General features: G+C 63.0%; 11 protein-coding genes. 4 read left to right on the top strand and 7 right to left on the bottom strand.

The window, feature by feature from the left end; genetic code table 11:
* A partial coding sequence (locus AC1D1Z_RS27870; RefSeq protein WP_477852224.1) for a cobalamin-dependent protein occupies window positions 1-474 on the top strand: 474 nt, incomplete at its 5' end.
* Between the two features lie 63 nt (window positions 475-537).
* On the opposite strand, the gene AC1D1Z_RS27865 is transcribed toward AC1D1Z_RS27870, so the two are convergent.
* Window positions 538-1,698 carry a fumarylacetoacetate hydrolase family protein gene (locus tag AC1D1Z_RS27865; RefSeq protein ID WP_130654130.1) on the bottom strand — a complete coding sequence of 387 codons (1,161 nt, stop codon included), beginning with the start codon at window positions 1,696-1,698 and terminating at the stop codon, window positions 538-540.
* 366 nt (window positions 1,699-2,064) lie between these two features.
* Between AC1D1Z_RS27865 and AC1D1Z_RS27860 the strand changes: the two genes are divergently transcribed.
* From AC1D1Z_RS27860 to AC1D1Z_RS27850, 3 genes are read left to right on the top strand one after another with little or no spacing between them, the layout of a single operon-like run.
* A complete protein-coding gene (locus AC1D1Z_RS27860) occupies window positions 2,065-3,075 on the top strand; it encodes a Gfo/Idh/MocA family protein (protein ID WP_131647141.1) in 1,011 nt (336 codons plus the stop codon).
* Window positions 3,076-3,085: 10 nt separating this feature from the next.
* Window positions 3,086-4,183 (top strand): Gfo/Idh/MocA family protein, encoded by a 1,098-nt coding sequence (locus tag AC1D1Z_RS27855; RefSeq protein WP_018448934.1) that lies wholly within the window; start codon window positions 3,086-3,088, stop codon window positions 4,181-4,183.
* Between the two features lie 18 nt (window positions 4,184-4,201).
* Window positions 4,202-4,612, top strand: coding sequence for a VOC family protein (locus tag AC1D1Z_RS27850; protein ID WP_131647142.1), 411 nt, complete (start codon window positions 4,202-4,204; stop codon window positions 4,610-4,612).
* Window positions 4,613-4,709: 97 nt separating this feature from the next.
* Here AC1D1Z_RS27850 and atzF read toward each other — a convergent pair whose 3' ends face one another.
* Genes atzF through AC1D1Z_RS27820 form a run of 6 tightly spaced genes read right to left on the bottom strand, consistent with a single transcriptional unit; the run spans window position 4,710 to window position 13,186 of the window.
* Window positions 4,710-6,515, bottom strand: a complete 1,806-nt coding sequence (atzF, locus tag AC1D1Z_RS27845; RefSeq protein ID WP_477852221.1) for an allophanate hydrolase — start codon at window positions 6,513-6,515, stop codon at window positions 4,710-4,712.
* A 1-nt stretch (window position 6,516) separates the two neighbouring features.
* Window positions 6,517-10,056 carry an urea carboxylase gene (gene uca, locus AC1D1Z_RS27840; RefSeq protein WP_477852220.1) on the bottom strand — a complete coding sequence of 1,180 codons (3,540 nt, stop codon included), beginning with the start codon at window positions 10,054-10,056 and terminating at the stop codon, window positions 6,517-6,519.
* 3 nt (window positions 10,057-10,059) lie between these two features.
* The gene (locus AC1D1Z_RS27835) at window positions 10,060-10,710 is read right to left on the bottom strand and encodes an urea amidolyase associated protein UAAP2 (protein WP_131647145.1); all 651 of its coding nucleotides are present in this window, start codon (window positions 10,708-10,710) and stop codon (window positions 10,060-10,062) included.
* A gap of 12 nt (window positions 10,711-10,722) precedes the next feature.
* The gene (locus tag AC1D1Z_RS27830) at window positions 10,723-11,544 is read right to left on the bottom strand and encodes an urea amidolyase associated protein UAAP1 (RefSeq protein ID WP_131647146.1); all 822 of its coding nucleotides are present in this window, start codon (window positions 11,542-11,544) and stop codon (window positions 10,723-10,725) included.
* Window positions 11,541-12,371 carry an ABC transporter ATP-binding protein gene (locus AC1D1Z_RS27825; protein ID WP_477852218.1) on the bottom strand — a complete coding sequence of 277 codons (831 nt, stop codon included), beginning with the start codon at window positions 12,369-12,371 and terminating at the stop codon, window positions 11,541-11,543. The genes AC1D1Z_RS27830 and AC1D1Z_RS27825 overlap by 4 nt, the downstream gene beginning before the upstream one ends.
* Window positions 12,368-13,186: an ABC transporter permease gene (locus AC1D1Z_RS27820; protein WP_018247022.1), complete on the bottom strand. Its 819-nt coding sequence runs from the start codon at window positions 13,184-13,186 to the stop codon at window positions 12,368-12,370. Before AC1D1Z_RS27820 ends, AC1D1Z_RS27825 begins: the two co-directional genes overlap by 4 nt.
* Window positions 13,187-13,272: the final 86 nt, after the last annotated feature.

Here is a 13,272-nt window from a genome sequence, read left to right as displayed (position 1 = left end):
GCCTATGAAAATGAGCCGGAACTCGCCGTGCTCAAGACTCGCATGACGGAGGTGACGGAAGCCATGGGGCACCGGCCGAAGATCATGGTTGCCAAGCTCGGTCAGGACGGACACGACCGAGGCGCCAAGGTGATCGCCTCGGCTTTCGGCGACATCGGCTTCGATGTACTCGCCGGTCCCCTCTTCCAGACACCGGAGGAAGCTGCCGGCGTCGCACTCAGCGAAAAGGTCAATGTCGTCGGCGTCTCGTCGCTGGCGGCCGGTCACAGGACGCTGCTACCGCAGCTGATCGACAGGCTGAGGGAACAGGGCGGTGGCGATATCATCGTCGTTTGCGGCGGCGTTATCCCGCGTCAGGACTATGAATTCCTGCACGAACACGGCGTTGCAGCCGTGTTCGGCCCGGGCACAAATGTTCTCGAAGCGGCAAACTCCGTCCTCGATCTGCTGCAGGGCAGGCGAAGAAACCAGTAGCTGAAGCATTTCCAGGRAAAGTGCGATGCGATTTTCCGCCCGGAAATTCGCAAAATCAAAAAGTTAGAGAAGCCCGCGCTTCGCCAGATTGCTCATCAGCGCCGAAATACCGAAGGTCCAGGGCGGGCATTCGGTGGAAAGGCGCACGGTGTTGACCAGCGCGCCGAGGCCCGCCGAGGAAATCTCGACGACATCGCCGATCTTGTGGGTGAAGCCTTGCTTTGGCGCGTCGCGGTCCTGCGTCGGCGCAAACAGCGTGCCGAGGAAAAGCATGAAACCATCGGGATACTGATGATGGGCGCCGACCGTCTGCTTGACGAGATCGGTCGGGTCGCGGCTGATCTTTGACATCGAACTCTTGCCGTGCAGCACGAAACCGTCCTGGCCGGTGACTTTCAGGTCGAGTTCGGCCTTGCGTACGTCATCCAGGCTGTAACCGGCATCGAACAGGCGGATGAAAGGACCGATCGAGCAGGAGGCGTTGTTGTCCTTGGCCTTGCCGAGCAGCAGTGCCGAGCGGCCTTCGACGTCGCGCAGGTTGACGTCGTTGCCGAGGGCTGCCCCCTTGATCTCGCCGCGGCTGTTGACCGCAAGCACGATTTCGGGCTCGGGGTTATTCCAGGTCGAGATCGGATGCAGGCCGACATCCGCACCCCAGCCGACGGAGGAAAGCACCGGCGACTTGGTGAAGACTTCGGCATCCGGCCCGATACCGACCTCGAGATATTGCGACCACATGCCCTCGTCGATCAGCGCCTGCTTGACCTTGGCAGCCTCCGGCGAGCCCGCTTTAAGATTGGTGAGGCTGCCGCCGATCAGCGTGCTGACACGCTCGCGGATCGAGGCGGCGCGTTCTGGATTGCCTGCCGCCTTCTCCTCGATGACGCGCTCGATCATCGACTGCGCAAATGTAACGCCGCAGGCCTTGACTGCCTGCAGGTCGACGGGCGCAAGGAGATAAGGGCGCGTTTGATCCGGAGCTCCGGTACTGTTGGCGGCGATGTCCGCCAGCGAGCCAACCGCCTTGCCACTTGCTGCACGGACGAAGGCGGCGGCATCCTGCCGCTCGAGCAGTGCACTCAGCGTCGGCGCCTCGCGCGACGTGATGTCGAGAAGCACGCCCTCGCGTAACGTCACAATGCTCGGTCCCTCCGCTTCGGGATTCCAGATGCGACCGACAAAAAGACCATCCGAAGCGGCGACATCGAGAAGAGCTTGAGACATGGTGATCTTCCATCAAGGCGAGCGAGAAGAGCTCTTTTAAAAATTGCGGGGTGTTGCCGCCCTCCGACCCGGCGACGACCAAAATCGATCACATTCATGAAGACGGGGCAAGATGCGAGGGGGAAAAAGACCTTTGCCTGATCGGCTCAAGCGGCGGGCTTCCTCGGGAATCCAATTGCAAAAGGCCACAAAATAACTATTTAGATACAAAATAACTGTTATATTTCAAATGTTTATATACAGGTCGCGACGATTTTGCCCTCCATCTTGCCTTGACAGGAGCCGGCTTTCGTTATCTGTTTTGCGCGACATGGAGGAGGCTGGCGTCAGCCGGCTACACGAAAATCCCAGGAGGATATTGCAGCGATGTTGAGATTTGCCGTCGTCGGAATCGACCATGGGCATACGTTTGATCACGTGAAGGGATTGCTTGCTTCGGGCGGCGAATTCGTCGGCTATTGCCCGCAGACCTCGGTGCCGGCACTGCGCGAGGCCTTTGAGAAGACCTATCCTGACGCGCCGCAGATTGACCGGGAAAAGCTGTTCGACGATCCGTCGATCGACGTCATCTGCATTTCCGCAATCCCCCGCGATCGTGCCGGACTTGCCATTCGCGCGATGAGATCGGGCAAAGACGTGATGACTGACAAGCCTGGCGTGACGACCTTCGCCCAACTCGAGGACGTCAGGCGCACCGTTGCCGAGACAGGCAAGATCTTCTCGATCTGCTTTTCCGAGCGCCACTGCGTGCGCTCCGCCGTCAAGGCCGGCAAGCTCGTCGCCGAAGGCGCGATCGGCAAAGTGATCCAGACGCTCGGCGTCGGTCCTCACCGGCTGCAACTGCCGACCCGGCCGGACTGGTTCTTCGATCCCGAGGCCTTCGGCGGCATCATCGTCGATATAGCTTCACACCAGGTCGACCAGTTCCTGTTCTATACCGGCTCGACCACAGGCGAGGTCATCGCAAGCTCGATCGGCAATTTCGGCATGCCTGACAAGCCCGCCTTTCAGGATTTCGGCGAGGTCCTTCTGCGCTCCGACAAGGCAGCGGGTTATGTCCGTGTCGACTGGTTCACGCCGGAGGCGCTGCCGACCTGGGGTGACGGGCGCCTGACCATTCTCGGCACCGATGGCTACATCGAATTGCGCAAGTATATCGATATTGCCGGCCGGCCGGGCAAGGATCATCTCTTCCTGGTCAACGGCAAGGAAATGACCCATATCGATTGCAGCGGCGAAAAGCTCGATTATTTCGACGCGTTCACCGCCGACGTTGGCAACCGCACGCAGACGGCGATGACCCAGGATCACGTTTTTGAAGTCTGCCGTCTTTCGCTCGAAGCCCAGGCGAAAGCCGCGCGCATCGGCGCTCGCTGAGGAGGATATCATGACCAGGAAATTGCGCGTCGGCGTCATCGGCGCAGGCATCGCTGCGCGGCATCTCGCCGGCTTCGGCTGGAACAAGGAGCTTTTCGAGGTTCCTGTGCTCTGCTCGCTCGACGAGGAACGCGGCAAGGCGCTGTGCGAGGAATACGGCATTGGCGAATACACGCAGGATGCGGATGCGCTGTTTGCCCGTGACGATCTCGACATCATCGACATTTCGACGCCGCCGAGCTCGCATTTCGAACTTTGCCGCAAGGGCATCGAATCCGGCAAGCACGTGATCTGCGAGAAGCCGCTCTTCGGCTCGATCGCCGAGGTTGACGAGATGGGGCGCATCCTCGATCGTTACCCCGGCAGGAAGCTGATGCCGATCTTCCAGTATCGCTATGGCTCCGGCCTGCAGAAGCTGAAGCTGCTGATCGAGCGCGGCCTGGCCGGCAAGCCGTTCCTGACAACGATCGAAACCCATTGGTGGCGCGGTCCGGACTATTATGCCGTGCCGTGGCGCGGCAAATGGGCGAGCGAACTGGGCGGCGGCCTTCTCGGCCACGCCATCCACGCTCATGACATGCTGAACTATGTACATGGCCCCTGCGCCGAGGTGTTTTCCTATGGGGCGACGCTGGTCAATCCGATCGAGGTCGAGGATACGGCAGCCCTTTCGGTGAGGATGCAGAATGGCTCGCTGGCGACGCTGTCGATGACGCTGGGTTCGCGCAAGGAGATCTCGCGGTTGCGCTTCTGCTTCAACGACCTCGTCGCCGAAAGCATCATCGAACCCTATACGATGGGCCGTGACCCGTGGACTTTCGTCGCCGGGACAGAGGAACATCAGGCCCGGATCGACGAAGTGCTTGCCGCCTATGTGCCTGGCGAGGATGGCTACACCCGTCAGTTCGAGCTCTTCCACAAGGCGATCGTCGAGGACACCGACCCACCGGTGACGCTGCAGGATGCCCGCAATTCGCTGGAACTGGTAACGGCCGCCTATTTCTCGCAGCGCACCGGACAACCGACGCCGATGCCGATCGCCGCCGATCATCCGCTCTACCGCTCCTGGCTGCCGGCAGGGGAATGGCGTGCTGCGGCCACCGTCTGAATCGGGAAGGGCTCTCCCATGCTGAAATCCTTCGAGCATGTCGGCATGACGGTCAGCGACATGGACCGCACCGTCGATTTCTACTGTGGCCTGCTCGGCCTCAGCCTAGTGCTGCGTAAGACGATGGCGAATGGCATGCAGGTAGCATTCCTCGATGCAGGCGGCGGCATGCTGGAGGTCTTTGCGCCGCCCGGCGGCGCGTCGAGGGCGGTCGACGTGCCTGAAGATACGGCCGGCGTCCGGCACCTCACCTTCCATTTCGACAATGTCGACGAGGCCTTCACCCGCCTTGAACAGGCGGGCGTCGAGATCAAGGAGCGGCCGCGCTTCGCCGTCCACTCCGAGATGCTGAACAAGATCGCCTTCGTTCGCGATCCCGACGGCATCATTGTCGAGCTTGCCGAACGCTCTCAGAACCGCCAGGGCTGACACAGGTGCTGCCGATCGCTTCGCTGCGGGCGGTCAGACCGTCCCGCAGCAGATCGATCAGGCGCCGGACAAGTTTTGCTGCCATGCAAGGCTCTCCTCAGCTCGCCAGCTTGGCGCTGATATAGTTGCGCCAGCCGCCAAGTGCGGTGATTTCCTCGGCACCTTTCACCGCATGGGCTTCGCAGACGAAGCCGGAGACGCTGGAACCGTCTTCGAGCGTCAGCTTACCGATGCCGAGGGGTGCCGGAATCTTCTGGACGAACCTGCCGAAAGCATCGGCCGGCAGTGCCCAGACCTCGACCTCCAGCCCCTGACCCTTATGGCCGGGTTCGCGCAGCAGCCCTGGTTTCGCTGGCGTGGTATTGGGCAAGACGAAGAGGCGATAGTCGCCGGCCGTGCGGCAGGTCTTGACCAGACGCCCGCCGGCGCCTGCCAGTTCGTGATTGAGCGGCATGCCGGTCAGATGCGCACCGACGACCGCGATTTCAATGAATCCGTCATCGCCAGGCACAACACGGCTTGCTTCGGGGATCGCAGCCTGCCGGTCGATGCCCATGCCGGAGCTTGCTGCGCGGTGCAGCGCATCGGCAAGCGGCGCCAGCGCGTCGTCGGTGAAGGCAGGTGCAATGACGGTCACGCCGCCCGGCAGCCCACCTTTGCCGAAGCCGGCCGGAACGGCGATCGCCGCGCAATCGAGAAGGTTGACGAAATTGGTGTAGCGACCGAGGCGGCCGTTGAGCACGACGGGATTGGCCAGCATGTCCGCAACGGTGTAGGTGGTCGGTGCGGTCGGCAGCAGAAGCACGTCGGCCTTTGCCCATTCGGCCTCGGTCTTGYGACGCAATTCTTCCAGCCGGTATCGGCCGTTGAAAGCCTCGACCGCGGTCTTGCCCTTGGCGCCTTCGATAATCCCCCGCACCGTCGGGTCGAAATCGGCCGCGTTCGTGGCGAGGAAGGTCTCGACCGCCGCCAGACGTTCGGCGACCCACGGCCCGTCATAGAGAAGCGCGGCGGCCTCGCGGAATGGCGCGTAATCGAAAGGCACGATGGTCGCGCCGAGCGCTCTGGCCCGCTCGATCGCCTGGTCGTAGAGCGCCTCCACCTCCTTGTCGCCGAAGAACTCCCGCTCGGCGTCGGTCAGGACGCCGATGCGCAAACCCGACACAGGCAGGTTCGCCGGCTTGGCGCGACGCGAGAAAGCATCGGCGGCATCGAAGCCTTCGGCAACCTTGCGGATCGCAACACCGTCGCCGACGGTCGCAGCAAAGATGGTGATGCAGTCGACGCTCTTGCAGGCCGGTATAGCGCCAGTATTCGGCAGGAGGCCCGGCGTCGGCTTGATGCCGACCAGATTGTTGAAGGCAGCCGGCACCCGGCCGGAGCCTGCCGTATCGGTGCCGAGCGCAAAGGCAGCAAGGCCGGAGGCCACAGTGACCGCCGATCCGGAACTCGAACCGCCTGAGATATAGGCCGCATCGAAGACCGAACGCGGCGCGCCATAGGGCGAGCGCGTGCCGTTGAGGCCGGTTGCGAACTGGTCGAGATTGGTCTTGCCGATGATGATGGCACCAGCCGCCTTCAACCGGGCAACGACGGTGGAGTCCGCCTCCGGCCGATACTCATAGGCCGGGCAGGCGGCGGTCGTCGGCAGGCCGGCGGCATCGATATTGTCTTTCACCGCAAAGGGAATGCCCCAGAGCGGCAGACTGTTTGCCTCGGGCGCACGTGCCATCAAGGCTTTGGCGGCAGCGCGCAATTCCTCATCCGGCACCGGGGTGATGAAGATTGCCGCATCTCTAGAGGCGGCGCGGCGGGAGATCACCTCTTCGATGGCATCGAGCGGTGTCAGGCCGGATTGATAGGCGGCGCGAAGGCTTGAGAGATCGAGGATGGTCGGCAGCATGTCAGCATTCCTCCAGAACGACGATGATATCGCCGGCTTTGACGTTTCTTCCCGGCCCGGCGCGCAGATCGCGGACGCGGCCTGCCGCATGGGCGGTGACGTTGATTTCCATTTTCATCGATTCGATGATGGCGAGTGTATCGCCGGCCGCAACCGGGGCGCCCGGCTCGACCAGCAATTTCCAGATATTGCCGGGCACGGCGCTGGCAACACCGAAGCAGCCGTCGGGAATATCCCCATCCGGACTTTCGCCGGTGCCTTCATCGGTGACGAAGCTGTCGAGCCCGGCTTCCTTCCAGCGCTGGCGTTCGGCATCGAAGGCAGCCTGCTGCGTTGCCTTGAAACGGCCGATCGACGCCGAATTGATCTGCAATTCTTTCTCATAGGCGGCATAGGAGAATTCCGTCTCCTCGATCCTGATCGGATAACCCCCATGCGGGAAGGCCGCGCGCGCCTCCGTCAGCTCCTGATTGCTGACCGGGAAGAAACGGATCTGGTCGAAAAAGTTCAGCAGCCAGGGCTTGCCCCTGGCAAAGGCCGGCGTTTCCCGCCAGGTGTTCCAGACCTGGATGGTGCGGCCGAAGAGCTGGTAGCCGCCCGGTCCTTCCATGCCGTAGATGCACATATAGGCGCCGCCGATGCCGACGGCGTTCTCAGGCGTCCAGGTGCGGGCGGGATTATACTTCGTCGTCACGAGGCGGTGGCGTGGATCAGTCGGGGTCGCCACCGGCGCGCCGAGATAGACGTCGCCGAGACCGAGCACCAGGTAGCTTGCATCAAAGACGATATCGCGGACGGCCTGTTCGTCGGGAAGACCGTTGATGCGGCGGATGAACTCGATGTTCGACGGGCACCAGGGCGCGTTCGGGCGCACGAGCTCCTGATATTTGCGCATCGCAAGTTCCGCATCCGGATCGTTCCAGGAGAGCGGCAGATGCACGATGCGGCTCGGCACCGTCACGTCCTGGGCTGCCGGCAGCGTCGCCTCGATCTCGGAGAGCAGCCCCAGCAGGCGCCGGCGCGTCAGCTGCGTGCCGTCATAATGGATCTGCARCGAGCGGATACCGGGGGTGAGGTCGATGACGCCGGGGAGGCGGGCCTCGACGACCGCCTGCATCAGCAGATGCACCCGCAGCCGCAGCGCGATATCGAGCGTCATCGGCCCATATTCGACGAGCAGATTGTCGTCGCCCTGGCGGCGATAAACGACAGAAACCGGGCCATCCTCGCTGATGCCGAGGATCGGCGAACCTGTTTCTTCCGAGGGCCGCCGCACCGCCGGGCCGGCGATCGGGTCTTCCGGCCGCGCCACCGCATGAAAACGGATACGGTCGCCGGGCTTGAACTGGCCCATCTTCCACTGCTCGTCGCGGGCAATCACCGCCGGGCAGACGAAGCCGCCAAGGCTCGGGCCGTCAGGGCCGAGAATGATCGGCATGTCGCCGGTAAAATCGATCGCCCCGATGGCATAGGCATTGTCGTGCAGGTTGGAGGGGTGCAGCCCCGCCTCACCGCCGTCGCTACGTGCCCATTGCGGGGCCGGGCCGATCAGGCGCACCCCGGTGCGGGCGCTGTTGAAATGCACCTCATAAGCCGTCGAAAACAGCGTCTCGATATCGCTGTCCTGAAAGAAATCGGGAGCCCCGTGCGGGCCATAGACGACGCCGACATCCCATTCGCGCGTCAAGGCGGCTGGCTCCGTCGCCGGTCTCACCGGTTCGGCCGGCACCTGCCGGGCAAAATGCAGCACATGCCCTGTCTTCAGGGTGCCGGTGGCGTTACCGCCGAATTGGCCAAGGCCGAAGGTCGCGCGCGAGCCGAGCACAACGGGAGCGGCAAAACCGCCGGCGACGGCGAGATAGGCGCGTTGCCCCGGTCCTTCGATTGAACCGATCGATAAAGTCTGACCGGCGCGGATTGTCACCGGGGCGTCATGCGGCAATTTTACGCCGTCGCATGTCATTGGCATCCGCGCGCCGGCAAGCGCGATCGTCTGGTCGGCATAAAACCGCAAGGTCGGACCGGAAACGGTCAACTCCAGCGCAGCCGTCACATCGTCATTGCCGACCAGCCGGTTGGCATGGCGGAAGGAGCGCTCGTCCATCGGCCCGCTCGGCGGTACTCCGACATGCCAGAGGCCGAGCCGGCCCGGCAGTTCCTGGATGCTTGACTGCGCCCCGGGCGCGAGAACCTCGACGAYATCGGGAACGAAGGCGAAGTCGCGTAGCGCCGTCGTCTTAACTTTGGCGCTGGCAAGCAATTCGGAAGCGGCGATCGCCTTGAGATAAGCGAGATTGGTCTCGATGCCCGATATCGATGTTTCGGCGAGTGCCGCCTTCAGCTTCTCGATCGCCGCCGGCCGGTCTGCCGCCGCCACGATCAGCTTGGCAAGCATCGGGTCGTAGAAGGGCGTGACCTCGGTTCCCGTCTCGATCCAGCCGTCGACGCGGGTGCTTTCCGGAAAAATGACTTCGGTCAAAAGGCCGGCACTCGGGCGGAAATCGGCATGCGGCATCTCGGCATAGATCCGCATCTCGATTGCCGCACCCTTCGGCGTCAGACCCCCAGCACCCGAGAGCACATCCTCGCCGGCCGCCTGACGGATCATCCATTCGACGAGGTCGATGCCGAAGACAGCTTCCGTGACGGGATGCTCGACCTGGAGGCGGGTATTGACCTCGAGGAAATAGAATTCCTGGCGCTGGGGATCGTAGATGAACTCGACGGTGCCGGCTGATTCATAGGAGACCGAGCTTCCCAAATCGACCGCCGCTTTGTGCAGCCGCGCCCTTGTCTCCGCGGTAAGGCCAGGCGCAGGCGTCTCCTCGACGACCTTCTGGTTCCGCCGCTGCAGCGAGCAGTCGCGTTCGCCGAGCGCAATCACGCCGCCCTTGCCGTCACCGAAGATCTGTACCTCGACATGGCGCGCTTCGGCAACGAAACGCTCGATGTAAACGCGCGCATCGCCGAAGCTGGCGCGCGCGGTCCGCTGCACGCTTTCGAAGGAGGCCTTGAGGCCGGCCGCATCGGCGCAGAGCTGCATGCCGATGCCGCCGCCGCCGGCCGTGCTTTTCAACATGACGGGATAACCGACAGTCTCGGCAGCCGAAAGCGCCTCATCGACGCTCTGCAAGAGATCGGTGCCGGGCAGTAGCGGCACGCCGCTCGCTTTCGCCAATTCGCGCGCCGTATGCTTCAGGCCGAAGGCCGACAGATGCTCTGGGCGCGGGCCGATGAAGGCGATGCCTTCAGCGGCGAGCCGCTCGGCAAAGCCGATATTCTCCGAGAGGAAGCCGTAGCCTGGGTGCACGGCCTCAGCGCCCGTCGCCTTGCAGGCGGCAATGACGGCGTCGACGTCAAGATAGCTTTCGGCAGCAGGCGCCGGGCCGAGGCGGACGGCCTCATCAGCGGTCAGCGCCGGCTTCGAGAATCGATCGGCATCGGAATAGACGGCGACTGAGGCAATGCCCATCCTCTTCAACGTGCGGATGACGCGGACGGCGATTTCGCCGCGATTGGCGATAAGAACCTTGGTGAACATCGATCAGTCCTCGCCGTCCCAGATCAGCACCCGGATCGGCGTCGGATCGAAGCCGTTGCAGGGATTGTTGATCTGCGGGCAATTGGAGATGACGCAGAGCACGTCCATCTCCGCCACCAGTTCGACATAGTCGCCAGGCGCGGAAATGCCGTCGACGATGGTCATCTCGCCGCTCGGCTTGATCGGCACGTTCATGAAGAAATTGATGTTCGGCACGATGTCGCGCTTGCTCATGCCGTGTTTTGTCACCTCGATCACGAAATTGTCGCGGCAGGCATGCAGGTATTTGGTGCCGTGGCCGAAACGCACCGTGTTGCTCTCGCAGGAGCAGGCGCCGGCTGATGTATCGTGGCGGCCGCAGCTATCGGCCGTCATGACCAGCATGACGTTGCCCTCGTTCGAGATGATCTTCGTGCCGGTGCCGATATAGGCGCCACCTTGCGCCCGCATCGTATCCTGGTTGGAATAACGCTCGGCAAAGTCATCGGCGCGATAAAACAGTGTATCGATTGCCTGTTGGCCGTAGCTGTCCTCGATGCGGATGGTCTGACCCCTGCGCACGATGCCGGACCACGGCGCTTCGGCCGGGATGAAATGTTCCTGCACGGCGTTTTCGAGGCTGCGCGAAGCTGAAGTCTTGATGAAATCGGTCATCGTCATCCTCCCTCAGGCCAGCATCGAGGCGTTGTTCTCAAAGCCGCGAAGGGCTTCGACGGTTGCCGTGCGCGCGAGATCGTCGACTGCGGGCGCGGGCACGCGAAAGCGCGTGACGATCGCCGGCTTCGGCGCATAGACCGGGTCGGGATCGAGCGGATGCGGGCAATTKGAAAGGCCGACGATCATGTCCATTTCGGCGCGCAGCTCGACATAATCGCCGCTGTTGGAAAGTTTGCCGCGCCAGTGGAAGCCGCCGTCATCGTCGACGCGAACGGGGGCGAAGAGATTGAGAATCGCAGGAATATCGCGTCTGGTGAGACCAAGCTTGCCGGCGACGAGCACGAGATTGTCGCGGGTATTGCGGGTCTTGACGCCCGGATATTTTGCGGCGTTCGAAGCTGCCGTCGAACCACCCATCAGGCAGTCATGGGCGCCGGAACTGTCCTCAATCAACGAAAACATCACCCGGCCCATGTCTGAGAAGATGACGCGGCCCTTGCCGAGGGCGGTCGTCCACTGAACCTTGACCGTATCGACGAGATTGAGCCGTTCGCTCGTATCAGTGGCGTTCCAGGCAACGAGCGCCACGGTCGATCCGCCTTCGCCCTGATCAATGCGGAGCGCCTCGCCGCGCTTCAGCGCGGTCGACCAGTACCAGCCGCCGGGGATGGTTTCCTGATGGATGATCGCAGCCGCATCGATGGCGGCGGCGGGCACGGGGCTCGGCGCCGGCAAGGCCTTTGGCGCGAATTCAAGCCCCTTCTTCTGATGTTCCTGATAGCGCTGCCGGTTTGCGGCGATCTCTTCGGGCGAACGTCTGATATGCATCATGGTTTTTCTCCTGACGGACYGGAAGCCGGGTCGTCCCGGCGAAGGCCCAGAGAAATGACCGGGCCGTCCCGGTCGGGGCTGAAGACGGTGGGCGCGCCGGCGAGCCTGGGCGGCCAGATGGAAATGTCCTTGGTGATCGTCGCGCCGTAGCGCTCCTTTTCCTCCGGGCGGTCACGCCGACGCTCGAAGGCGACAACGCGCGTCGCCAGCGTGAAGGCCTCGCGCATGTCGTGCGTCACCATGACGACGGTCATCTGCGTTTCGTGCCAGAGCCGCTTCATCAATGTGTGGATTTCGGCGCGGATGCCAGGGTCGAGCGCGCCGAAGGGCTCATCGAGCAGCAGCACCTTCGGCTTCATGATCAGCGCCTGCGCCAGTGCCAGGCGCTGCTGCATGCCGCCTGACAGTTGCGCCGGATATTTGTCCTCGGCGCCGGAAAGACCGACTTCGGCAATCAGCCGCCGGGCTTCGTCGACGGCGTTGCGACGGGCAGCGCCGAAAAGCTTGGCTTTATAGCGAGACCCTGAGAGTTCGCGCCCAAGCAGCACATTGCCGAGCACGGTCAGATGCGGGAACACGGAGTAGCGCTGGAAGACGACACCGCGATCCGGACCTGGCTCCTGCGGCAGAGCTTCGCCGTCGAGCCGGATGGTCCCTCTTGTTGGCCGCTCCTGGCCGAGCAGCATGCGCAGGAACGTCGACTTGCCGCAGCCGGACGGTCCGACGAGCGCGACGARGGCGCGCGAGGCGACGGTCAGCGACACGTCTTCGAGGACGATCTGGTCGCCATATTCCTTCCAGACCTTTTCGACCACCAGTTCGCTCATGCCTGCTTCTCCAGCTCCGACCAGGGGAAGACGGCGATGCGGATGCGATCGAGGATATAATTCATGATCACGGCGAGCAGCGTGATCCAGACGACATAGGGAAAGATGACGTCCATCGAGAGATAGCGGCGGACGAGGAAGATGCGGTAGCCGAGACCGGAATCCGACGAAATCGCTTCGGCGGCGATCAGGAACAGCCAGGCAGGACCGAGTTGAAGCCTGAGGCAGGTGATCAGCCGCGGCAAGATCTGCGGCAGCACGACACGAAGGCCGATCTGCCAGGAGGAGCCGCCGAGCGTTTCGGCCTTGACGATCTGCTCGCGCGGCAGCTCCAGCGCCTTCAGCGCAAGGTCGCGGATCATCGTCGGCGCAACGCCGATGACGATGAGCGCGATCTTCGAGGCTTCGCCAAGCCCCATGGCGATGAACAGGATCGGCAGCAGCGCCAGCGGCGGCACCATTGAGATAACGGCGACGAAAGGGGAGAGCAGAGCCCTCATATAAGGCAGCATGCCGATCAGCATGCCGATGACGAGCGCGGTGATCGTGGAGATGCCAAGGCCGGCAAACAGGCGCACCAGGCTCGCTCCGGTATCGGACCAGAGCAGGTATTCGCCGGTGCGCGGATCGGCGATGAAGGCCAGGCGATCGATCGCATCGGCAAAACCGGCAAGACCGGGCAGTAGCTTGTCATTGGCATTTTCCGCCAATCGTGCCACCGAGCCGAAAGTGTAGGCAACGATCAGCAGCACGAAGGGCAGCAGCGTCAAGGCAAGCTGCGCGCCCCGGCTCGGCCTTGTGTTGATCCAGCGCATGAGGAAAGCTCCGCTGATGAAGGTCGGGCGGCGCGGTCAACGCCGCGCCGCGGCTTTTACATCGCTCAGAGCGAACCGTCGGCGGC

The sequence above is a fragment of the Rhizobium sp. P1_E1 genome (assembly GCF_056406015.1).
Note: the sequence above shows the minus strand (reverse complement) of the source record. Positions and strands in the feature narration are given on the sequence as shown.

Coding starts and splice junctions, on each gene's coding strand:
- AC1D1Z_RS27860 (WP_131647141.1), top strand. CDS start 2,065: ATGTTGAGATTTGCCGTCGTCGGAATCGACCATGGGCATACGTTTGAT.
- AC1D1Z_RS27835 (WP_131647145.1), bottom strand. CDS start 10,710: ATGACCGATTTCATCAAGACTTCAGCTTCGCGCAGCCTCGAAAACGCC.
- AC1D1Z_RS27855 (WP_018448934.1), top strand. CDS start 3,086: ATGACCAGGAAATTGCGCGTCGGCGTCATCGGCGCAGGCATCGCTGCG.
- AC1D1Z_RS27850 (WP_131647142.1), top strand. CDS start 4,202: ATGCTGAAATCCTTCGAGCATGTCGGCATGACGGTCAGCGACATGGAC.
- AC1D1Z_RS27865 (WP_130654130.1), bottom strand. CDS start 1,698: ATGTCTCAAGCTCTTCTCGATGTCGCCGCTTCGGATGGTCTTTTTGTC.
- AC1D1Z_RS27820 (WP_018247022.1), bottom strand. CDS start 13,186: ATGCGCTGGATCAACACAAGGCCGAGCCGGGGCGCGCAGCTTGCCTTG.